General features: G+C 43.1%; 19 protein-coding genes. 10 read left to right on the top strand and 9 right to left on the bottom strand.

Annotated elements, in window-relative coordinates; all coding sequences use genetic code 11:
• Positions 1-183: 183 nt before the first annotated feature.
• The 3 genes from M4S28_RS13795 (at position 184) to M4S28_RS13805 (ending at position 4,113) form a co-directional block, all read left to right on the top strand.
• Positions 184-1,497, top strand: a complete 1,314-nt coding sequence (locus M4S28_RS13795; RefSeq protein WP_249631972.1) for a TolC family outer membrane protein — start codon at positions 184-186, stop codon at positions 1,495-1,497.
• A complete protein-coding gene (locus M4S28_RS13800; protein ID WP_102444378.1) occupies positions 1,497-2,108 on the top strand; it encodes an OmpA family protein in 612 nt (203 codons plus the stop codon). Before M4S28_RS13795 ends, M4S28_RS13800 begins: the two co-directional genes overlap by 1 nt.
• Before the next feature lie 346 nt (positions 2,109-2,454).
• Positions 2,455-4,113: an ABC transporter substrate-binding protein gene (locus M4S28_RS13805; protein ID WP_249631973.1), complete on the top strand. Its 1,659-nt coding sequence runs from the start codon at positions 2,455-2,457 to the stop codon at positions 4,111-4,113.
• Between the two features lie 100 nt (positions 4,114-4,213).
• Here the strand turns inward: M4S28_RS13805 and syd are convergent, their stop codons facing one another.
• Positions 4,214-4,759, bottom strand: a complete 546-nt coding sequence (gene syd / locus M4S28_RS13810; RefSeq protein ID WP_017089736.1) for a SecY-interacting protein — start codon at positions 4,757-4,759, stop codon at positions 4,214-4,216.
• 131 nt (positions 4,760-4,890) lie between these two features.
• Here syd and queF point away from each other — a divergent pair, with 131 nt between their 5' ends.
• The 5 genes from queF (at position 4,891) to xni (ending at position 12,396) form a co-directional block, all read left to right on the top strand.
• A complete protein-coding gene (gene queF, locus M4S28_RS13815; protein WP_017087479.1) occupies positions 4,891-5,736 on the top strand; it encodes an NADPH-dependent 7-cyano-7-deazaguanine reductase QueF in 846 nt (281 codons plus the stop codon).
• Between the two features lie 58 nt (positions 5,737-5,794).
• Positions 5,795-8,053 carry a tetratricopeptide repeat protein gene (locus M4S28_RS13820; RefSeq protein ID WP_004734388.1) on the top strand — a complete coding sequence of 753 codons (2,259 nt, stop codon included), beginning with the start codon at positions 5,795-5,797 and terminating at the stop codon, positions 8,051-8,053.
• A 118-nt stretch (positions 8,054-8,171) separates the two neighbouring features.
• On the top strand, positions 8,172-9,737 hold the full coding sequence (locus M4S28_RS13825; protein ID WP_017080073.1) for a GGDEF domain-containing protein: 1,566 nt from the start codon (positions 8,172-8,174) through the stop codon (positions 9,735-9,737).
• Positions 9,738-10,113: 376 nt separating this feature from the next.
• Positions 10,114-11,481, top strand: coding sequence for a nucleotide 5'-monophosphate nucleosidase PpnN (ppnN, locus tag M4S28_RS13830; RefSeq protein WP_004734386.1), 1,368 nt, complete (start codon positions 10,114-10,116; stop codon positions 11,479-11,481).
• 141 nt (positions 11,482-11,622) lie between these two features.
• The gene (xni, locus tag M4S28_RS13835; RefSeq protein ID WP_004734385.1) at positions 11,623-12,396 is read left to right on the top strand and encodes a flap endonuclease Xni; all 774 of its coding nucleotides are present in this window, start codon (positions 11,623-11,625) and stop codon (positions 12,394-12,396) included.
• A 198-nt stretch (positions 12,397-12,594) separates the two neighbouring features.
• Here xni and M4S28_RS13840 read toward each other — a convergent pair whose 3' ends face one another.
• The 8 genes from M4S28_RS13840 to pomA form a co-directional block, all read right to left on the bottom strand.
• A complete protein-coding gene (locus tag M4S28_RS13840) occupies positions 12,595-14,625 on the bottom strand; it encodes a TonB-dependent receptor plug domain-containing protein (RefSeq protein ID WP_249631974.1) in 2,031 nt (676 codons plus the stop codon).
• 387 nt (positions 14,626-15,012) lie between these two features.
• Positions 15,013-16,104 (bottom strand): 23S rRNA (cytidine(2498)-2'-O)-methyltransferase RlmM, encoded by a 1,092-nt coding sequence (gene rlmM / locus M4S28_RS13845; RefSeq protein ID WP_004734383.1) that lies wholly within the window; start codon positions 16,102-16,104, stop codon positions 15,013-15,015.
• Complete coding sequence (locus M4S28_RS13850; RefSeq protein WP_004734382.1) at positions 16,101-16,499, bottom strand: DUF423 domain-containing protein; 399 nt, start codon at positions 16,497-16,499, stop codon at positions 16,101-16,103. Before M4S28_RS13850 ends, rlmM begins: the two co-directional genes overlap by 4 nt.
• Positions 16,489-17,112 carry an alpha/beta fold hydrolase gene (locus tag M4S28_RS13855; protein ID WP_249631975.1) on the bottom strand — a complete coding sequence of 208 codons (624 nt, stop codon included), beginning with the start codon at positions 17,110-17,112 and terminating at the stop codon, positions 16,489-16,491. Before M4S28_RS13855 ends, M4S28_RS13850 begins: the two co-directional genes overlap by 11 nt.
• Positions 17,105-18,013, bottom strand: coding sequence for a transcriptional regulator GcvA (locus M4S28_RS13860; RefSeq protein ID WP_017080068.1), 909 nt, complete (start codon positions 18,011-18,013; stop codon positions 17,105-17,107). The genes M4S28_RS13855 and M4S28_RS13860 overlap by 8 nt, the downstream gene beginning before the upstream one ends.
• A gap of 663 nt (positions 18,014-18,676) precedes the next feature.
• Positions 18,677-20,125 (bottom strand): tRNA uracil 4-sulfurtransferase ThiI, encoded by a 1,449-nt coding sequence (thiI, locus tag M4S28_RS13865; protein WP_004734408.1) that lies wholly within the window; start codon positions 20,123-20,125, stop codon positions 18,677-18,679.
• Positions 20,126-20,464: 339 nt separating this feature from the next.
• Positions 20,465-21,412, bottom strand: coding sequence for a flagellar motor protein MotB (locus M4S28_RS13870; protein ID WP_004734407.1), 948 nt, complete (start codon positions 21,410-21,412; stop codon positions 20,465-20,467).
• Positions 21,413-21,424: 12 nt separating this feature from the next.
• The gene (gene pomA / locus M4S28_RS13875) at positions 21,425-22,189 is read right to left on the bottom strand and encodes a flagellar motor protein PomA (protein WP_004734406.1); all 765 of its coding nucleotides are present in this window, start codon (positions 22,187-22,189) and stop codon (positions 21,425-21,427) included.
• A 298-nt stretch (positions 22,190-22,487) separates the two neighbouring features.
• Between pomA and xseB the strand changes: the two genes are divergently transcribed.
• Together xseB and ispA are read left to right on the top strand one after the other, a co-directional pair.
• A complete protein-coding gene (gene xseB, locus M4S28_RS13880) occupies positions 22,488-22,730 on the top strand; it encodes an exodeoxyribonuclease VII small subunit (RefSeq protein WP_004734405.1) in 243 nt (80 codons plus the stop codon).
• Positions 22,731-22,750: 20 nt separating this feature from the next.
• Positions 22,751-23,635, top strand: coding sequence for a (2E,6E)-farnesyl diphosphate synthase (ispA, locus tag M4S28_RS13885; protein ID WP_004734404.1), 885 nt, complete (start codon positions 22,751-22,753; stop codon positions 23,633-23,635).
• Positions 23,636-23,640 lie beyond the last annotated feature (5 nt).

The raw sequence follows: 23,640 nt of genomic DNA on the forward strand, positions 1-23,640 counted from the left end.
ACAATAATATTTTATTAAAACATTCAAAATTGAAGAAGTGACATATATTTTTCGATTAAAAATAAGTTTGTAGCCAGTAATAACCTAAGAATATTGAATGACATTCTTTAAGCATGGTCATTCATTCTAAATCAATAAAAACAAATAATGATTTAAATATTATTAACAAATTGGAGAATTTCCTTGAAGCTAATTTACTGTAGCTTACTGTGCAGTGGACTTTTATTACCACTACCTTCTTGGGCACAGTCTTTAGAGCAAGCGGTATCACAAACCTTTGCTACAAACCCAGAAATTAAAAGTGCGTTTAATGAATATATAAGCAAACGCTATTTAATTGATGCATCTACAGGAGCCTATAAACCGAGTTTGGATTTAGATGCAGGAATAGGATATGAAGCAATTAATCCGTCTTCTGAAATCGCTCGCGGATCAACTGAAATGACACGTAGAGAAGCATCACTTACGCTAAATCAGTTGATATGGGATGGTTCAAAAACTCTGAATGATATTGATCGTGTCTCGGCAGATGCTGAGTCAGTTCGACTACAGCTATTATCGAATGCACAAAATACAGCACTCGACGTAGTCAGAGTTTATATTGAGACTATTGAAGGCTTTGAGATTCTCGCTCTATCAGAAAGTAATCTCGCAACACACGAAAAAATATACGTGGACATAAAAAAGCGCACTGATTCGGGTATCAGTTCAACTGCAGATCTCACGCAAATTGAAGCTCGCCTAGCAAAAGCACACAGTAATTTAATCGCAGCTGAAAACAACTTGATTGACTCACAGACCACTTTCATACGCCTTGTTGGAGAAGCTCCTCAGTCCCTTGTTTTTCCTCGAGCCGATAAAAACTTTATCCCATTAACGTTAGAGCTAGCTCAAGAGCAAGCCTATGAATCTCATCCTGTTATTAAAATATCACAAGTGGATGTTGAGTCTGCAAAATTCCAATATAAACAAAGCCAATCGAACTACTTCCCAACACTTTCTTTTGAAGCTAAGCAGAGCTGGAAAGAGGATGCTGGAGGAATAAAAGGTAGTAGCGATGAAACAACAGCGATGATACGACTTAATTATAATCTTTATAATGGAGGTCGAGATTCAGCAAAGAGCTCAGAAATGGCTTACCAATTAAACAAAGCCAAAGATTTAAGAGAAAGAGCATATCGATCAGTTAAAGAAGAGCTACAACTTTCTTGGAGCGCTTTAGAAATGACATCTCAACAAAAAGTGTTCCTTGCAGATCATGTGGACTCGGCTTCTGAAACAGTAATTGCTTACGAAAAACAATACTTAATAGGCAAACGTACTTTGCTCGATCTTTTGAATACTGAAAATGAACTTTTCGAGTCACGAAAAGGTTACGTTGAAGCAAAATACTCAGAGCAATACGCTAAATATAGAGTCCTTACTTCTACAGGCAACCTATTGAATGCATTGAGAGTTAACTTACCAAATGAATGGACAGATAAGGTGGATTACTAATGTACAAACAAACCATTTTTTGGTCTTTTCTATTTTTTACTTTCAACATTCAAGCAAGTGATGAAATTAGTTACATCCCAACCCCGACTATAAGTCAAGTTGCAGACCAGTTTGACCAAGATAGTGATGGGGTCATCAATGAAAGAGACCTTTGCCCAGACACCCCACAATTTGCTGAGATAGACAATGATGGATGTGGAAGCCTTGTTGAGACAGAGGATTCATATGTTATTCGAATCTTATTCAATAATGACTCCGATATAATAAATTCAATTTATGATCAGCAAATCAAAGGTATGGTTAACTTCTTAAAGCAGTATTCGAATACCGCAATTGAAATTCAAGGTTACGCCAGTAACGTCGGAAATCACCAATACAACATGACTCTTTCGACACGTAGAGCTAAACAAGTTCGTAACAAAATAATAAATTTGGGCATAAAAGAAAGTCGAATAAGGATTGTAGGCTTTGGTGATACTCAACTGAGTTCAATAGGTATTGATGAAATAAGCCATGCTCTAAATCGAAAGGTTACAGCTACGGTCGTAGGGCATAAAGGTGAAGTAAAAGAAGAGTGGAATATATTTACAACTCTTCCAAAAGCACATTAACACGATAAGATGGGATGCAGTGCATCCCATCCTCGTCTCAATATTGAGACTTTATAATAACAACCAAAAAACAACCACCTATTATTTATAAATAGTTATATTATTAGCCCGAAAATAAAAAGGGAAATAATGGTGTGTTAAAATTAGCAATCATTAGCAATCACTTCACGCCAATATAATACTAATAAAGTTTCATACATTACCAGAATCATCAAATAATGCTTATAACAACATCGTTAATAGCGTATGTACACCATATTCCCAACTCTATATTTAGATTAGCTCAACTATATCCACAGAACTCGATTTACTTAAAAGCCCAAACACATTATATAGCGATAGAAATATGACTGAAACATGCCTTCGCAGGCTAAACCAATTGTTGGGCCACTACGATCATTCAGTCCTTTATGAGGTTAACTTAGATGAACTGGAAAACGTGTTTGCCACCTCCCGACGTAACACATCCAACATTCTAAAAATTTTAGGGGATTACAATTGGATTTTCTGGCAACCAGGAATAGGGAGAGGAAAAAGTAGCACCATCCAAATAACAGTCTCAATGTATCAAGCAATCTATCAGACCCTTAGCAGTGAAATCGAATCAAGTAACTTTGACGTTATTGCTAAGATTCTACATACCTATCAAGAAGTTGCGGCCAACGCTTTAAATCAAGCAATGCTTGAATCCAATAGGAATAAAGAAGAATCAAATTCTCTAGTGATCACTCAATATCCCTGGGTTAATGAACTAAATCCAACTTTGACTTACCGGTTTTCAGAGCTACAAATAGCTCGAAGTCTTTACGACACCTTACTCATAGTTAATGTACACGGGAAATTGGAGACTCAACTAGCCTATGATTACAGGGTAGATGGCAAACGTATCTACCTCTGGATCAGACCAGAAGTTATTTGCCATGATGGATTGCCTTTGACTATAGATGATGTGGTTTTTAGCCTTAGAGAACTAAAAAATACACAAGGTCCAGTTAGTCTATTATTCAAGCAAGTTGAAGATATCTATTTTTCAGAGTCTGAAAGAGCCGTTTGCATTCAACTAGAAAGTGAAAATCCACTTTTCCTATATTGTCTTGCTACAGCGAATGCTTCAGTTTGTACTAGTCGCAACCTTTCCTTCTCTAAGAAGAGAAATATACCCATCGGTACCGGTCCATTCTCACTATCTTGTTGGGATAAAGATAAGGTCGTACTAAGAAAGAACCCACATTACTTTGCTAAAAACGCATTGCTTCAAGAAATAACACTTTCACACCAAGGCAGCCAACTTGAGCACTTTGTAAGTTTCAATCATCCAGCCCTCGAAACAGAAAAGCATCTAATCCAAGCCTTTTCATACTTAGCTTATAATATGCGTGAAAGTAGTGATATTTCACCCCACACGATCGATAACCTTTTTAAGTACCTAAAATCAATTCGAAACCAATTTAGCGCCAGTGAAAACTTACACCCGATGACACTAAATGAGTCTTCTTCATGCTCTATAAACCCGATTTCGACACCTATATTAAGTGGAAAGTTGGTCTTAACGCACCCGAAATGGACAATTAAGTATCTTGAGCACCTTTCTAACTGGTTAATTAAAAAAATTTCCGAGACAGGTATAATCGTGGATGTCGTTATCTTACCCAATGCGAGCACACCAGAAATGCTTAGAGATCAAGCCGATCTCTTATTTGTAGAAGAGGTTATAGAACAACCCCTAGAGTTCGGCCTTTATGAATGGCTGTTAGCCAGCACTGCCATTCGATTTATTTACCCTTATGAACAACTTTTAGAACACACATCTGACCTTCATAAGCAATTAGCAAATGAAGACCAACTACCGCAATTAGTCACGCGGTTTAATCAACTATGTTCTGAAAGCTCTTTACTCCCACTTTTTTGGGGACAAGAAGAAGTAGTTCAAGCGAAACAAGTTAATGGGCTTTACATAAACAAGTCGGGATACAGTGATTTTTATAAGCTTTGGATCAATAACTAACCAATAGTGTAAATATCATCGTCAACCTAGGCTTAGGTTGACGTTCCTAGTCTTTTGGTATCATAGAAAGTCTTCATTAGAAGAGCTCACTTGATTCACTTTATACCGCTGGTTGTAGCTTTTCTAAAAATTCTGCCAATGTCTCTGCTAGTACATCACGATTTTTGGTGCCTAAGCGCTCTAGGATCACGTTACCCGTCAGATTACAGATAGAGATAACATCAAGCTCTGCATCGGTCGCGGCAATGAAAACCGTTGGTTTTAGCTTTAAACGACGCTGAGTGACTAGGTGACCTAAAATGTTTTCTTGCAGGCATTCGAAGTCTTCGTCACTCCAAATCTGTAACAGAGTCAATTCGTTACCATCGAAGGTCGCGTTCATATCTGCGCTGAATTGTGCACCGTAGAAAGTCTTAATGTCTTCATGCAGAGTCAACTCAATACCGGTTTCAACGTTGGTGAAATCCGCGAATTGCTCACGTGGATAGTGCTTCCACAACACGGCATCGCCACTCTTTTCTTCTACGCATGGCGATACGATGTCCACCAACTCCTCATTACGAGGTAAGCTTTGGTGTTGCTGCTGCCACGCGTCAACGTATCGCTGACTAAAAGAAAGTAGTGCGTCTTGAGCACGTTGAGTCATGAAAATCTCCTAAACACAAAATAATAAATAGAATCCGAGCCCTTTCAGCACCGATTAAGCGATGACTTAATGACAGGGTAATGGGGATTCAGTAAAATCGACCCCATTCTAATCGAATTTGAAACGAAAGTATGAGCAAATATTCTGACGCAAAAGAGCTAGCGGGTTTAACCCTTGGCCAAAAAACTGAGTACTCTAACCAATACGATGCAAGTTTATTGCAACCAGTGCCTCGTAGCCTTAATCGCGATGATCTTGCGCTAAACGGCGAGCTGCCTTTTGTTGGTCATGATATTTGGACGATGTACGAGCTTTCGTGGCTAAACACCAACGGCCTACCACAAGTAGCGGTGGGCGAAGTTTTCATCCCAGCCACCAGCCAAAATTTAATTGAATCAAAATCTTTCAAGCTGTACCTAAACAGCTATAACCAGACTCAATTTGAAAACTGGGCTCAAGTCACTGAGCGCCTGACCCAAGATTTGTCTGCATGTGCAGGCGAACCTGTGATTGTGAATGTAAACTCAGTAACCGACTACACTAACCAACCAATCGTGACGATGGAAGGTGACTGTATCGACAACCAAGATATCCAAATCACCAGCTATGATTTTGAAGCGTCACTGCTTGAAGGTGCTGCTGGCGAACAAGAAGTAGAAGAAACTCTGCATAGCCACTTATTGAAGTCGAACTGCTTGATCACCAACCAACCGGATTGGGGCAGCGTTGAGATCGCATATTCAGGCAAGCAAATTGACCGTGAAGCTCTGCTACGCTACTTAGTTTCTTTCCGTGAGCACAATGAATTTCACGAACAATGCGTTGAGCGTATCTTCACTGATATCATGAAATACTGTGCGCCATCGAAGCTAACCGTGTTTGCACGCTACACGCGTCGTGGTGGTCTGGATATCAATCCATACCGTTCAACAGAGCAAGACAGACCAAGCCACAATAAGCGTATGGCTCGCCAATAATCAGGCGTGAACCACCCACACTTATTTGAACCTACCAAATCTTTAAAGGGACATTGAAATGCGTTGGTTATACGTTGTTAGTCTATTTATTTTAAGCTTAAGCACATCGGTCAATGCGTCGGTTTATTCGTCGGCGCTACTCAATGAAGCCAATAACTTGGTTGAGATCGAGCCGAGCCAAGCAAAACAAATGGCCAACAGCTACCTAACGCTTCGTGTCCTTTCTGATCAACGTGAGAAAAGCCCTTCAGCAATTTCTCGCGAAGAGACAGACTCTTCAATTAGAACGCCAAACAGCAGTATCGATGCGTATAAGATCTTAGCCAAGGCGGAATACAACCTAGGCAACATTCGTATTGCGATTAAAAACATCGACAAGGCCTCTGAGCTCGCAAAAACCTATAAGCTTAATTACTTAAAGTTGGACCTTCAGATCCTAAAAGTTCGCTTACTTTGGCTGAGTGACAGAAAGTCAGCCACAGCAACAGCAGAGCTGACAAGTATTGAAGCAAACCTAGAATCGGTGAATAAAACCTTACGTTTAACAGAAGGTATTACCTATCGTTTGATCATGCTGAAAGCTGATATCGCCTCTTATGACAATAAGGTCGACGAAGCCGAGAAGTTCTACCAAGAAGCGAAAACCTACCTCGATCAGCGTTACTCAGAAAAAGTTACCATCGACTACCACATCTCGGTCGGTGAATTTTATCTAACCCATAAAGAGTACAACCACGCACTCTCTGAGTTGTTGTATGGCTACTGGAAATCAGTAGAAGGTAACCTGAGTTCACGCTTAGCTAAGGTCAATCGCCTGCTTGCACAGCTTTTCTTTGAGCGCCAAGTCTTAGACAAGGCATTAGAACATCTATCTCAAGCTGCTGATTTTTACGATAACTTTGAAAACTCTCCCATATTAGCTCAAGTACTTAAAAAGATGGGTGATGTGTACTTCTTACAAGGTAAATATAACCTTGCTCTTGTGCATTTTTTCAACGTCCTTGACCACGAAAGTACCGACAGAGATATCCACCAAGTCATCGATATTCGTCTAAGTCTATCGGCAACTTACTTACGCCTCTATAACTACCCTCTAGCTGAGCAGTACTTAACCCGTGCCCTTGAACTGCTTGAGTACACCGACATTCCAAAACTGGAAGGTCGTGCTGCGCTATTATCAGCAGGATTGGCTTACCACCTGCAAGAGAGCGAAGATGTAATCAAGCATGCGACACGTGCACTTGAGATCTCGCGACAGGTAGAAAATATGCGCCTGTCGCAACGCTCATACTATTTACTCTCTTTGGGTTATGAACAGGCAGGTCGTCCACAGCAAGCGTTGGCAAACCTCAAGCAATACAACAGCCTTGTCTCTTTAGAGCAGCAAAAACTCAACCGTGTTGGGGAAGACGCATTCCGCCAACAGAAAGAGTTTGCCGAACAAACCCTGCACTATGCAGGCCAAGAGCAAGAGCTAGAGAAATACAAACTAGAACATCGTAAGTTCCAAAAGATTTCGTTTGCCCTATTCTTGTTCAGCATTGTCTTATTCTTCTTTGTGCTGCGCCGAGGCTACCTCATTCAAACCTTAGCCAAAGAGGTCGATTCACTGCGTACCGACCTCTTTACGCATTCGCGTTCTAAGCTTCCTAATCTAAGAATGCTGAATGCTAAACTCTCAAATTCATTGGAACAAACCAGCCAAACCTTTGAGCAGTGGCAGCTTGGTGAACTGATTCATGAACCGCTCAACGACCGTTTACGCTTCGTGATGATTGACTTACCTTTCCTACGTAATATGTACACGCAGAACGGTTACAAAGCGGGTCTAGAACTCGAAGATGCTTTTGGCGAATTCCTCAAATCTAAGCTTGAAGGCCCAGCTCGTGTCTACCATTTCTCGGATGCGAACCTGCTTTATATCGAGCCCAACGCTGACCGTGATTTATCACCAGAGGCCCTGTTCAGGAAGATTCAATCTTGGGTTAATAACTTCGAACCCGAGCGAAACATCAACCGAACAGTCCGCATGGGCATCGCTGACTACCCGTTCCTGCCACGCGCTTACACTGCAATTAACGACCAAGAACTGCTCGACGTGTTATTGATGTCGACTAATCTAGCGCGTGAGATCAGTCTCAAAGAGCGCAGCAGTCAATGGGTATACTTAAAAGCTATCGATAATGCTCCCGCAGCGAGCCTTGCAACTGGTAACATAAGAGAAGCGTGTAAACATGCGATTAATCAAGGGTTAATAAAGATACAATCGTCATACCAGAATGAGGACAACATCAAAAAAATGCTAAAAGATGACTGATTTGCGAGCGGTTAAGAGCGGCAAGCCGTGACCTTATTTTTAGTTTTGTTATTATCGATGCAACGGAATTTCATCAAAATGATCGAGCTCGGTCTACGCGGCGCTAATTAATACATCTATGGGCATTCTTGAAAAAGACATTCAGGCGCAACTCCACCAGCTGAAACTTCAGTTGGAGCAGGTCCGTTTGACGCAAAGAGACACCTCGTTCAAATTTATTAGAGAACAAAAAGTTCTAAAGCGTATCGTCACATCTTTAAGTGACGCATGTGTTGGCAGTAACAGCCATTTAGATGAAAACCTCATTGCCCTTCGGGAAGAGCTAGAAAAGCAAAAAGACATTAGCTCGATGATCCCAAAGCTGGCAGTATTAGAAAGGATGCTTAAGCAGAAAACGTTGGCTATGGATAAACAGAACGGATATCTGGACGATAGCATTAAGCACAGTGGGGAAACGCTGCAACGCATAACAGGCCTTCCAGCGCAGCTTAAACGCGACCTACGAAACTTACTTAGCTTCTCCGAATGCAATGGCAGTCAGAAAGTCGACCATGCCATGAAACTTCTCGGTATTTATGAGCGTGCCATTAAGATTATGGCGAATAACTCACGCACTCATTTTGCCGACGTTACGCATTCTCCAGAACAAGAACTCCTTTCCGACCTATCAAACGAATTACAACATCTGATCACTGAACTCGATTTCGAGGGTGAATCGGGTGATTTGCTTACCGATATTCGAGCGAAACTGCTACTGGGGGTTTCCACACAAAATCTGCTTGAACTGACACTTCAGATCCTCAAACTGGTAATTGAAGGCACCAACCTAGAGCGTAAGAAGTCTGAACAATTTATCGATCAGCTAAACTCCTCGCTGGCCTCCAGTATCAAAACAGCAGACCAAAATGCCGATCAGAGCCAAAGTTACTTTGAGCACCGCCAGGGCCTTAATTCTGAGTTAAGTGAACTTGTCACTAAGAGCCAGAACTCTGTAGAGAAAGCGAAGGAAATTGATAGTTTAAAGCGAACGATTAACCCGCTACTCACTGAAATCGCCTCTCTTTCAGAAAGGCTGAATCACGCAGAACAGAAAGAACAAGCTCTAATAGAGAGAATGAGTTATGGAAAGACTCAGTTAGACTCACTCTATGAAGTCACCCAAGATTACCGCAAGCGCTTAGAAGATCAGGCTCAACGTATGCTACTTGACCCGCTCACTAAAGTTTACAATCGCACCGCCTTTACTGATCGCTTAGAGCTTGAGTATCGCCGTTGGATTCGAGCACAACACTCACTGCGCGTAGTGCTGCTCGACATCGACAACTTCAAAGCCATCAACGACAGCTTTGGTTATACCGCGGGTGATAAGGCACTTAAAATCATCGCGAGAACTATTACTAAAGAAGCAGGCACAACCGATACCGTGGCTCGCTTTTCTGGAGAAGAGTTTGTCTTGCTGTTGCCAGAACAAACCGATGAATATTGCCACCAGGTGATTCAAAACATCCAAGCTCAAGTAAGCCGCCTACCCTTTAAGTTCCGTGACCAACAAATCACGATTACCTTGTGTGCGGCAAGTACTCAGTTTAAAGAGTCTGATACGCCTGAAGAAGTATTAGAGAGACTCAATAAGACGCTAAACAAAGCAAAGCAACGCGGTACCAACCAACTTGTTTGGAACTAAGCCAGCCTTAGATTTAATTTATTTCATTTTTTCAAATACTTATCACATACCATTTCCCTCAATGTTTGCTAAGCTAATGATTAACATTCGCTTAACAAGCATTCTTGGCAAGCAATGCTGTATATACGCTCTTAATTTATTTTATATTAGCTCTTAAGCATCTATACATCTGCTATTAAGCACCCATGTATATACTGTTAAGCACCTTCATATAGACTGTTAAGCACGACTATATAATCCATTAAGCAACGCTGTCGTAACCGTTTCGTCTGGTTAACTCTCTCACCTTTAACCAAACACTTTCAACGTTTGCTTCTCACTCTCGAGCCAGAGGGTCACTTCAACGTCCCCCTGCTCTTTTCAACAAGGAGGCACTATGATCACTCATATCAGCCCTGCCGGTAGCATGGATTTACTCTCTCAACTTGAAGTTGAGCGTCTTAAGAAAACCGCATCTAGTGATCTGTACCAACTGTATCGTAACTGTACGTTAGCGGTACTTAACTCGGGAAGCCACACCGACAACTCCAAAGAGTTGCTCGACAAGTATCAATCGTTTGATGTTGAAGTCGTGCGACGTGAGCGTGGTATCAAGCTCGAACTGAGCAACCCACCAGAGCACGCCTTTGTCGATGGTGAAATCATCAAGGGTATCCAAGAGCACCTATTCTCAGTGCTGCGTGACATTGTCTACGTCAACATGCATCTTGCAGACAACCAAAGACTCAACCTGACTAATGCCACTCATATTACCAATCTCGTATTTGGTATTTTGAGAAATGCAGGCGCACTTACGCCGGGCATCGAACCTAACCTGATCGTGTGTTGGGGTGGCCACTCAATTAATGCCACTGAATACCAATATACTCGTGAAGTAGGTAATGAACTTGGCCTACGTGAACTCAACATCTGTACGGGTTGTGGACCGGGTGCAATGGAAGGGCCAATGAAAGGCGCGGCGATTGGTCACGCTAAGCAGCGCTATACTGATCATCGTTACTTGGGGCTTACCGAGCCTTCAATCATTGCTGCTGAGCCGCCAAATCCGATAGTGAACGAATTGGTGATCATGCCAGATATCGAGAAGCGTCTTGAGGCATTCGTTCGTATGGCACATGGCATCATTATTTTCCCTGGTGGCCCCGGTACGGCTGAAGAGTTGCTGTATATCTTAGGGATCATGATGCACCCAAATAACGTCGACCAACCCATGCCGATTGTATTAACGGGTTCAAAAGAGAGTGAAGCTTACTTTCGCTCTATCGATAAGTTCATCGGTGAAACCCTCGGGGAAGAGGCTCAGAAACACTACGAAATCGTTATTGATGATCCAGCACGCGCTGCGAAAATCATGAAACAAGCGATGCCAGATGTACGCTCTCACCGTAAAGAGACCGGCGATGCTTATAGCTATAACTGGTCACTGCATATTGAGCCTGAGTTCCAACTGCCCTTCGATCCGACACATGAGTCTATGGCAGCACTTGATCTTCATATGGACCAGAAAACAGAAAGCCTTGCGGCTAATTTACGTAAAGCGTTTTCTGGTATTGTGGCCGGTAACGTCAAAGCCGAAGGTATTCTAGAGATAGAGAAACACGGCCCATTCTTGATTGATGGCGACAAAGAACTGATGACCAAAATGGACCAACTGCTGAATGACTTTGTTGAACAGCATCGAATGAAACTGCCAGGTGGCACAGACTACGTTCCTTGCTATAAAATTATGCCTAGCAGCGAATAACGACAAGTGATTGATAACAGGCCATAAGCATAAAGCTAAACAAGTCATGACGTTTACGCCGCCAGCGTTTCAACTCACCAAGTGATACGTTACTATAAGGGGCTAGCAGCCCCTTATTTATTGCCTATTTAGTGGAAACTTATGTCTATCCATCTTGTTATTATCGATGCCTTGAATCTCATCCGACGCGTTCACTCTGTTCAGCCGGACCCAACCGATATTGCAAGAACCATCACCACTACCGCTCGTACTCTTAATCGCATCCTAAAAGAATCAAAGCCAACCCATATCATTGCGGTATTTGATCATCATTTACAAGATCGAGGCTGGCGTGCAGAAGTCCTTCCTGCCTACAAGCAAAATCGCAAGCCGATGCCTGAACCATTAATGAAAGGCCTTGATGCTATCCAACAAGCTTGGTGGGAATTAGGGATTGATTCACTGCTATCTGATGGTGATGAAGCGGATGATCTAGTCGCTACTCTCGCTAAGAAAGTGGCCGATCACGGAGAAACGGTCACCATCATCTCGACGGATAAGGGCTACTGCCAACTGTTATCACCAACGCTACAGATCCGTGATTACTTTCAGCACCGTTGGTTAGATAAACCCTTTATCGAAGCGGAATTTGGCGTAAAACCTGAACAGCTCGCAGATTACTGGGGATTAACGGGCGTCAGCTCAAGCCAAGTGCCGGGGATTCCTGGCGTTGGACCAAAAGCGGCCAAAGAGATATTAACAACGTATCCAGATATAGAAACGGCATTCCTAGCTGAAGACTTACCGAAAAAGTATCGTAAGAAATTCGATGAGCATATTGAATCGGCTCGCGTATGTAAGCTCGTTTCAGCACTCAAAACAGACATCGATTTGGGTTTCAATCTGCAAGATATTCGCTACGAAGCGGTGTCTTAATTCGACGTTACAAGCTCAATCACTAAAAAGCTAACCGATAAAAAATATCGATTATAAATCAATAACTTAGAAACACAGTCATTAGAAAGTAGAAAAGCCTTAGTCTGAACTAAGGCTTTTTTGGTTTCAGTTAAGGCGAAACATGCCGCTTATACTGGTTAACTTCTATTTCTAGAATGACTTGCAGTAAAGAGTGGATTAGAAGCTATAAGCGATTGAGGCTTTGAAGTTACGACCTGCTTCGTAGCTGGTGTACTTATCTGAACCCCAAGAGATACCAAAGCCAGTATGCTCTGCGTACTTCTTATCAAGTAGATTATCGACACCAAGATTCACTTCTAGATCTTTAGCAAACGTAGGTGTGTAAGCCGCCCAGATGTTATGAGTTGCGAAACCTGCGCGTTTAATTTCATCACCATCTTCATCCGTGTAATCATTACCCGGTACAAAGCGTGAATCCCAACCAAACACAAACTCACTGTTTAGGCTGTAGTTGAAGCCCGCCTTGAAATTATGAATCCCTGTTTTACTCATATGGCTAGTTTTGCCATTTTCTAGGTCTTTCTGATCGCCATCTGAGTACGAGTGATTAGCGTAAACACTTAACGCATCTAGCTCATAACTTAATACCGTTTCAACACCCCACACTTCAACATCATACTGGTTAGCTAATGTTGAGTTGTTCTTGGTTGGATGCATTTGATTATCAAGGTTGTAGGTGTAAGCCGTAAAACCTAAGATAGCGTAATCAGCCGCAAGTAAGCTTGTCAGTTCGTAATCAAAGCCCGCTTCATAGTTGTTACCCGTCATCGCCTTGGTATCAGACTGGTCAACATCAGGTGCTGCTTTCATCGTTAGCGTTTCTGGTAGTGATGCACCTTTAAACAGACGACCGTAACCAACACGAAGTTTTAAGTTATCCGTAGTTTGATATTCACCCTTGAACTTTGGAGACAGCTGATCAAAATCACCCGTGTAAACACCGCCCAACTTGTGAACGTCGTAACGCAGACCCGTGGTTAAGCGGAAATCGCTGAACTCATACATATCTTGCACGTAAAGGCCGTAAGCGGTAACCGTGCCGCCATCCATGCAGTACTTCTTGGTTTCGCCTTGCTTTGAACCGCTTTGGTAAACGCCATCGCCAGCATCAATCCATTGTTCAGCTTTGTAACCATCAAGACCGTAAGTAAGCTCATGCTCACCAACCCAAGAAATGTTACGAATGTCACCACCGATGGTTGTCACGTTATATTCACGATCTGGAATAGCAATTTTACCGTCTTTAATCCAGTCGCCGTTCGCGTCTTTGTCCCAAGCAGTATCAACTAGCGCATCACGCTCCATGTACTGACGGTTGTAGTAAACATTGGTTTTCAGATGCACCAGATCACTACCCGCATCGTATTCATGTTGCAGAGTCACTGTATCGCGATTTAGTGAGTGGTAGTTGTGTTCATCATCAGCATACAGTGCACCGGCCTTCTCACCAGAAAGTTGACGCTTACCGCCATCGTTATAACGGTTGAAGGTCAGTTTAAATTCGTTGGCATCGTTCGGGATGAAAACAACCTTAGCCATACCAGATTTAAGCTCGCCCTGCTTGGACGTTACAGCTTCCTGATCAGGAATATGTAGATCACCATCTTCTGAGTAGTTTGCAATACCCATGAACTGTAACTTGTCGTTCACTTTTGCATACACAGCGACATTGGTTGCGAAACGCTCATAAGCCGTTTGATAGCTCGTTTTTACTCGTGCACCGACACTTTCGCCCGGCTTAAGAAGATCGCTAGGATCTTTGGTTTCGTAGCTAAATGAACCGTTAATCGCACCAGAACCCGAAAGTGCTGAGTTACCGCCGAGTTCAATTTCAGCACGCTTGAGCATCGCAGGGTCAATCGCCTGATCGCCCGAGTGGTGAAATAGCTGACCTTCTTGACGAGCACCATCAATGGTCACAACAGCAAATTTGTCTTCCATACCACGTACATAGACTTTACGTGAGTAGCGTGCGTTTCCGTCTACCGTTACGCTAGGCATGGTGTTGAGAACATCTTTGATGTCCGCTGCTTGTTTCTTTTCAAGGATATCTGAATTTATTTCTGTCTGAACAAGTTGATCAAGAGCGGAACCGATAACGACAACGGTTTCTGTTTCGTCTGCAGCAAGGGCAGTAAATGAAGTCAAGGCAACCGTAACGGCCACTGATAATGCTTTAAGTTTCATATTGTGTTTTTATAGTTTATAGAATCAAGTAAGGAAGTGTGAATATTACACACTTTGAATGATAATTCTTATCATTTACATTCTTTACTTACATTCACTTACTTTTAATAAAATCACTTTTAGCTAAGATGTTCTTGTTGTAAAACTGACTAGTTTTGCCGCTGAATTATTAAATAAACCCTTCTTCGTATCATCCCTGAATTAGGTAGCCGTAAGTCTCGATCTCTTACGGCTTTTTTAGGCCTCAATCGCAGAAGTTAATTACAAATCGGCGACGATAACCAAACCGTTTGCCAAAAACGTCACCGTTCACATAACCAAACTGCAGATACAAAAAATGCCCCTTAAAGGAGCATTTTCTTTATCACTGACACACTAATGTAAATATTAGTACGGCGATATATTCGAAAGCGACTGAATATGAACCGTGATCTCTTCGCGATCGTGGTAAAGGTGCTTCGCCTGCATCTTGAATTTAACTTTGTTATCAATCAGGAACTGTTTCAGGTTCTCGATATCCTGCAGTACTTCATCGTAACGGCCTTTCATTGGCAGTTTAAGGTTGAACAATGCTTCTTTCGCCCAGCCTTTGATGATCCACTCACCCATTAAGTGAGCAACACGAGCTGGCTTCTCAACCATGTCACAGATAATCCAAGTCACGTTCTTACGGTCAGGTTCGAATTTAAAGCCATCTACCATATGGTGCTTGATTTGACCCGTTTCCATTAGGCTGTCCGCCATCATGCCGTTGTCAACACAGTGAACGAACATAGAACGCTTAACCAGTTGGTAAGTCCAACCACCTGGACACGCGCCTAAATCTACGCCCCACATACCTGGAGCAAGACGCTCATCCCACTCATCACGAGGGATGAATACGTGGAACGCTTCTTCTAGCTTCAATGTAGAACGGCTTGGCGCATCTGATGGGAACTTCAAACGAGGAATGCCCATAAAGAACTGTGAGTTATTGGTTGGGTAAGAGTAACCGACCAAGCAATGACCCGGAGCGATAAAACATAAGTGAAGCACAGGCTTCTTAACATTGTCTTTCGCTGTCATCAGACCTTTACCACGCATAGCTTGACGCATTGGCACGGTAAACTTACGGCAGAACTTCAAAAGCTCTTTCGCTTCATTGGTGTCTGGCGTTTCAATACGGATATCGCCACAACGTGGGAAACCTTCTTTCTCAGAAAGCGCCTCAAGAATTGGAGAGATACGATCATCAGTCGGCAGATCTTTGATTTCAGCTGCTACCGCGATCATTTGACGAGCAAAGATCAGCGATTGGAAGTCGATCTCTTTAACCAATTTATCGGCTTCGCCTGCTTGATAACATTCAAACAATACAAAGCCTGTATTGTTCTTTAAGCGAGGAAAACCAAACACTTCCAGTTGTGTTGCCTTGTCTTGAATTTCGCCAGCACATTCTTTTTCAAAACCAGAGCGACAATAAAGTAGTACGTGTTTCACTGAGTTACCTCTTTTATATTCAAAGCAGCGAAGGAGAAGACTCCCCAACCAATGATAAATAGTAGACCACCAAACGGAGTGATAGGGCCAAACCATTTTATTCCTGTCAGTGCCAAGCCATAAAGGCTGCCACTAAAACAAAGGATGCCGATGATAAAGCAAATTGCCGCAATGAAAAAATATTTTTGTGATTTAGCGCCAAGTTTCATCTGCAGCAGAGCGCCACACGCCAATATCGCTAAAGTATGGATAAACTGATACTGAACACCCGTCTCAAACACGCCTAGCAGATATTCTGGCAAGATAGCTTTCAACCCGTGAGCCGCGAAGGCACCAAGCATCACAGCAATCGCACCAGAGATACCTGCAAACGTGAGTAAATACTTACTTCTCATCGAGTACCCCTTTGATAAACGCCGACAGCTTCTCAACAGTTAAGGCAATATTCTGCTGCTCTGTGTAACCAGAGCTCTTACGAGGCTTAAAGCTGTGATCACCGTCTGGGATAAATTCAACACGAATAGAATCCGACAGGTCGAAATCAGCAAACTCTTCACGCTTACCAAAGGTATCGCGCTCACCCTGCAAAATAAGACATGGCTTTTGTAACTCAGCTAAGTGCTCACCTTTGTACTTCTCTGGCTTACCTGGAGGGTGGAAAGGAAAGCCTAAACACGCCATCGCTGCCACCTTATCAACTTCAGACAAATGGCTCGCCATACGCCCTCCCATCGATTTACCACCAATCACAAGCTTATCGACATCGCACTGCTCAATGATGCCTTGGTAAGCTTCAAGCAGCTTAGGGGCTCTGTCAGGTGGACGACGCTTGCCATCTTCAGCACGTTTAATCATGTAAGGGAAATTAAAACGAATCACTCGTATCCCTTTAAAGGCTAACCCTTTTGCCACCGACTGCATGAATTCATGATCCATACCTGCGCCAGCACCATGTGCAAAGACAAAGGTGATTGGATTGTCTTCACCGTCAATGATGACGTTATTCATCGAGTAAATCCTCTTGTTCACTTTGCGCTTTCGCCAGCATCCAATCGCGGAAGGTGGCGATACGGCCCATATCGGCTTGTTTCTCATGACAAACCACATAGAAGGCATTCTTGCTCACCAACACTTCGTCAAAAGGCGCAATCAAACGACCCGCTTCGATTTCAGGTTGCGCCAACACATTGTTACCCAGTGCAATGCCTTGGCCGTGAGCTGCTGCCTGCAACACCATGGTTGAGTGGCTAAAGATAGGACCGTGATTGACGTTTACCCCATCGATGCCATTTTGCTTAGCGAACTGCTTCCAATCCTTTCGAGAAGTATCATGTAATAGCGTATGACATGCTAAATCGCTTAGAGATTCTAATGGTTTGGTACCAAGCAACACTGAAGGTGAGCAAAGAGGGATCAAGTATTCTTGATAAAGCTTATCGGCTCTAAGCCCCGACCAATTGCCTCGACCATAATAAATAGCTACGTCTACGTCATCGGTCAGCGAGCCTTCATCCATATCAACGGCTTTAATTCGTACGTCGATATCAGGTTCTTGCTGATTAAAGTCTGCAAGCCTTGGCACTAACCATTGAATGGCAAAGCTTGGCGGTAAGCTGATGGTCAATGCGCCCTTCTCACTTCGCTCAAGCACTTTATCCGTCGCTTCAGCCAGTGATGTAAAAATATCTTTGATGTCTAAGAAGTAGCTCTGACCTTCTTCAGTCAGCAGCAAAGAGCGATTTCTTCGACGAAACAGCTTCAAAGACAAGAATTCTTCAAGCGCTTTAATCTGATGACTCACTGCAGCTTGAGTAACAAACAACTCTTCTGCAGCACGCGTAAAACTCAAGTGTCGAGCAGCGGCTTCAAACACTCTTAGCGAGTTTAATGGGGGTAATCGACGAGACATAGGTACTCTCTAAATAAGCATTAGTTTTTTTTATCTGAAACATTATAATTTGTCCATTGCCTAGCGGCCAGAGAAATTCTATATTTCATCCCGCAGCAGCTAGCCTGAACGGCTTGATTCTCTCTAGAATCAATTGGTTTAGCTCCTGCGATGTTGTGTTTGCAAACTCGTTCTTTTCGAGTTGGGTAGAGTTCTACCAAATGTTTTGTTGCAGTTCTATACTGAAACGAGACATGTACTTCCTGTATTTATTTTGACCTGTCTGTCAAATTTGTTTACACCGCCTTATGGGCGGTGTTTTTTTATGTGCAAAGAAAAATAACAACAAGTTTATCAATAGCTGTGCTAATTAATCTTTGTTATTTTTCATCGTTAATCACAGAATCAGACACCCACTCAAATAATCAACTGAACACATACAAATAGAACCATTGAATAGCACTAAAAAGTAACAGAGTTCCTCAGATACTCACACTTCTTCGGTCACCTACAAGCCAACTTAAACCCCATAATTTCAATCTCAGAGTCTCAAGAAAGAGCATGATGATAACTCGACAAACTCGCGCCTCTTACTGCCTACTGTAAAACATTCACAATAGAAAATAAAAAAGCCGCTTACTTTTCAGTAAACGGCTTTGCAAAATATTCGGCTACTCTATACCACTATGGGCGGTAAACCTTCACGTTATGGAAGCCTTGCTCTTTTAGATAAAGTGCCTGTAGACGGCTCATTACACCACGGTCACAGTATAGCAAGTACTCTTTTGCTTGGTCCAAGTCGCCAAACTGAGTCGAAAGCTTGAAGAACGGGATATGTTTAATTTCAACACCATCGATCTCTAGTGGGCTCTCGTCTTCTTCGTCTGGGCTACGGATATCAAGAACGATAGCATGCTCAGCAACAGCTTGAACTTGTTCAACTTCCGGCGCTTGCTCTTGGCTCTCTTTCTCGATGTCACGGATATCCATAACTCGAGCGTTCTCGATCACTTGCTCCAGCACTTCAAAGTTAAACTTAGCTTCTTCTGCTTCTAATTTGCCTTTCTTCGCTTTCACTGTTGGCTTCTTAGAAATAACACCACAGTACTCAGGCATTACTTTCGCGAAGTCTTCAGTGCCAATCTTACGAGACAAGTCGATGATGTCTTCTTTGTCCCAGTTAATAAGCGGACGAAGGATCAAAGTATCGGTCACGTTGTCAATGTGGCGAAGGTTAGTTAGCGTTTGGCTAGAAACCTGACCTAATGCTTCACCAGTTACTAGAGCTTCGATACCGAAGCGTTCTGCAACCATACCACCAGCACGCATGAACATACGCTTAAGAACCACGCCCATTTGGCCATCTTCAACGTTCTCAAGAATCTCAGCGACTACCGGTTCAAAATCGATAGAGATGAACTTCACCTTTGCCGATGAGCCGTATTTATCCCATAGATAGTGAGAAACTTGCTTAACACCAATTTCGTGCGCAGGGCCACCAAGATTGAAAAAGCAGTAATGCACTTTAGAACCACGTTTGATGTGTAAGTAGCTTGAAACGCCAGAATCGAAACCGCCAGAGATCAAGCTCAGTAGATCTTCTTGAGTACCTAGAGGGAATCCGCCTAGGCCTTTATGACGTTCAATAACTTGGTTTAGCTTTTCGTTCTCGACTTCAACTTTAACGGTAATATCTGGATTTTTCAGTTTTACTTTTGCTGATTCAACCGCTTGGTTTAAACCACCACCTACGTAGCGTTCTAGCTCAATAGAAGTAAAGTCATGTTTACCACGACGCTTGGCTCGCACAGAGAAAGTCTTGCCTTCAATAAGAGCACCGCTTCGTTCAAGAACTTGCTCGTAAATATTGTGCAGGTCTTTAAATTCTGATTGCTGAACCTCAAGGGAGTGATGAATACCCGGAGTTTGCGTCAATACTTCGAGTGTTTCTTTAAAGTACTTGTCGCTCTCAGACGTCACTTCGATGTAGTCACGGCGGTTGAAGACAGCCACAGACTCAGTACGACGCTGAAGAATAGTACGAATATTACGTTCTAGAATCTTTGTGAAGCGCTTACGCACCGATTCACTTTTAATAAAAATTTCCGGATGAGGCTTAACAATAAATTTCATAGTACTTTCACGCCAATAAGGTTCACAAATTTTAGTAGGTTCATCACCACGTAAAAGGTCATTTCACATAGTTATTGAAGCAATAATAGATCAATATTAAATCTAAGGGCGCGAATTATACATGAGAAAGTGAAGCAAGGAAAAGAGTGGTTGCTTTAACCCGATAATTAAACCGCCTGTTATTAAAAGTAGCAGGTTTCAAAACGACATAAATACCGCTGAGAGCATCATTGAAGACCACAAAACAAAAAGCCCAACCTCATCATAAGGTTGGGCTTTCGATGCTATCTGCTGACTAACGTATGTGTACCTGAAGACTAATCGCTGTCTCTCTGCCTACTACTGACCAATAACAGGTACTTCATCACTGTAAAGCGGCTCACCCTGCATAATGCTGATTTCAACACGGCGGTTGAGGCTACGCTGCCATTCAGTATCGTTCGGCTCTACTGGCTCTGTGTCGGCCATACCGCGCACTCTCAAGCGTTGATGAGAGAAGCCACGCACCTTTTCCATCTCTTGAGCCACAGACACCGCACGCTGCGATGATAAGTCCCAATTAGAACGATAAAGCTCTGAATCAAGTCTCTGATTATCGGTGTGGCCAGAAATACGAACAATACCTGGTACATCTTTTACCAATTCAGCAACCTGTCTAACCAATGGTCGAAACTTAGGTTGTAGGAAAGCAGAACCCGACGGGAACGCGCCTTTCTCACGAATTCGAATGACGATCTGCTGGCCAAGGTTTTCCACCTCAATCGCGCCTTGGTCGATCTCTCGCTCCAACGCTTTCTTGATACTTTCCATCAAGGTTTCCATCTCTTGCGATTGAGCTTCAGCTTGCTGTTGCTGTTGGTCTGACTCAGAATTTTGATTGTCGTGAGTTGAAACCTCTGGCGACTTGCCTCCCGTCATCTTGCCTTGGTCACGCATTGTGCCGCCAGCACGCTCAGATTCACCTTCATGAAACTCAAGCGTTTGCTGCGTAATATCAATCGTCTGCTGCATGATCACATCAATCGGTGTCGGCTCTGGGCGACCAGGACGGAACTCTTGTGCAATGATGCTGGTGCCTTTAGGAATGTCTTTCACTTCCAAGCGGTTTTGCACACCAAACGCAAATTTCATCGAGCCAGCGATCTGTTTGAACTTCAGTACATCCATCTCAGAGAATGAGAGCAGCAGTACGAAGAAACACATCAGCAGTGACATCAAGTCAGCAAATGTCCCCATCCATTGAGGTAACCCCGGAGGAGGACATTTGCATGGATTTTCTTCATCCATCTTCAAATCCTCTTACGCGGGTTCACCATCAATCGTTCGCTTACCTTCATTGAGGTAGCTCTTGAGGTAACCATCGATAACTCGTGGGTTCTGGCCATCTTGAATCGCTAATACACCATCCATAACCAAACGACGGTTGAGTGTCTCTTGGTCACGACGCAGCGCAAGCTTGTCCGCAATGGGGAAGAACACCATGTTCGAAAGAATTGCACCGTACAGGGTCGTTAAAAGTGCTACCGCCATCGCAGGGCCGATCGCTTTTGGATCATCCATGTTAGAAAGCATGGCAACCAAACCAACCAAGGTACCAATCATACCCATCGCGGGTGCTACATCACCAAATGCAGAGAACACTTTCGCGCCCTGCTCATGACGCTCTGTGGTTAATGCGATGTCTTTTTGCAGTGCAGCACGCACCACATCACCATCATGGCCATCTACCAATAGGTCGATGCCCTTTTGCATGAAACTGTTGCTGATTTCCATCTCTTCAAGAGCCAAGAAGCCACCTTTACGTGCTGCATCCGCCATCTCTACCACTTTAGCGATAAGATCTTCAGGCTCATCGGCCTTAAACATAAATGCTTTGCCAGCGATTTTAGTTGCTCCAAAGAATTGTCCCATGGTGAACTTCATTAGAACAACAAACGTTGAACCACCCACCACGATCAAAATGGATGTCGTGTCATAGAACATCCCGAGGCTTCCACCTAGGATCATTGCCATGATTACAAAGGCAAATCCACCAATCAAACCTATTAGGGTTGCTAAATCCACTGAGCACTCCTCATGCTTTTTTGTAGCTCTACGTCGACGATAATCTTTTTATCGGCCAGACTATAAGATCTTTTAGTAAATTCTTGGCCTAAATATCACACTTTTCGTTTTTGAATCACAATTATTGGCTTACTTTGCTCTTATCCTTAGCGCATAAACTCGATAAAGCTAAGGTTATTCAACCAAAGTGAGTTCAAGCCCCTTAAAAACGAACTTTCTAGCAAAATTTCTTGGTTACATTTGACCATCTCAGCGGCCTAGGGTAACGTTCGTTCATATTTCCAAACGCAGATTTATTATGGCTACTAAGAAACCTGAAAATATGAGCTTTGAAGCGGCTATCGAAGAGCTTGATGGCTTGGTTGATCAACTAGAAAATGGTGATCTAGCTTTAGATGATGCGCTGAAAAAGTTCGAACGAGGCATCTCCCTCGCTCGTGCTGGTCAAAGTAAACTAAACGATGCTGAACAGCGTGTTAGCATCTTACTGCAAAATGATGAAAATGCAGAACTTAGTGACTTTAACCCACAACCAGAATAACGAATTGTATGAGATCCCCTATGATCGAGACTTTATTGTCTTATCAAGCACGTAATAACGAGCAACTGAACCTTTGGCTTGATCGCCTGCCACACCAAAATCAGAACCTTATCAACGCGATGCGTTATGGGTTACTTTTAGGCGGCAAACGCGCACGTCCATTTCTTGTCTACATTACAGGGGAAATGCTCGGCTGTACCGCTGAAGAACTCGATACTCCAGCTTCTGCAATCGAATGTATTCATGCCTATTCTCTGATTCACGACGACCTTCCAGCAATGGATGACGATGAACTTCGTCGTGGCCATCAGACTTGTCACATCAAATACGATGAAGCAACGGCAATTTTAACTGGCGATGCCCTACAAACTCTCGCGTTTACTATACTTGCGGAAGGCACATTAAGTGCTGATGGGGAAAGCAATCGCGTTCGAATGATTCAACGCCTAGCTGAAGCGTCTGGTGCACAAGGTATGTGCATTGGGCAAGCTCTTGATATTGAAGCTGAAAACCGCTCTGTCACGCTAGAAGAGTTAGAAGAAGTTCACCGTAACAAGACTGGCGCTCTAATGAAGAGTGCGATTCGTTTAGGTGCTCTGGCTGCTGGCGAAAAAGCGTTTGAAGTGATGCCTCAATTAGATAAGTACGCCGATGCAATCGGGTTAGCCTTCCAAGTTCAGGATGATATTTTAGATATCATTAGCGATACCGAAACTTTGGGTAAACCACAGGGCTCTGACCAAGATTTGAACAAAAGCACCTACCCTTCTTTGTTAGGTTTAGAGGGCGCTCAAGAAAAAGCGCAAACTCTGCTACAGGAAGCGCTTCAAGCTTTGGCTGCAATCCCATACAATACCCAGTCACTCGAAGAGTTCGCCCGATACGTCATCGAGCGCAAGAACTAAGACAA

The organism is Vibrio sp. J383, from assembly GCF_023503985.1.
GTDB lineage: Bacteria > Pseudomonadota > Gammaproteobacteria > Enterobacterales > Vibrionaceae > Vibrio > Vibrio splendidus.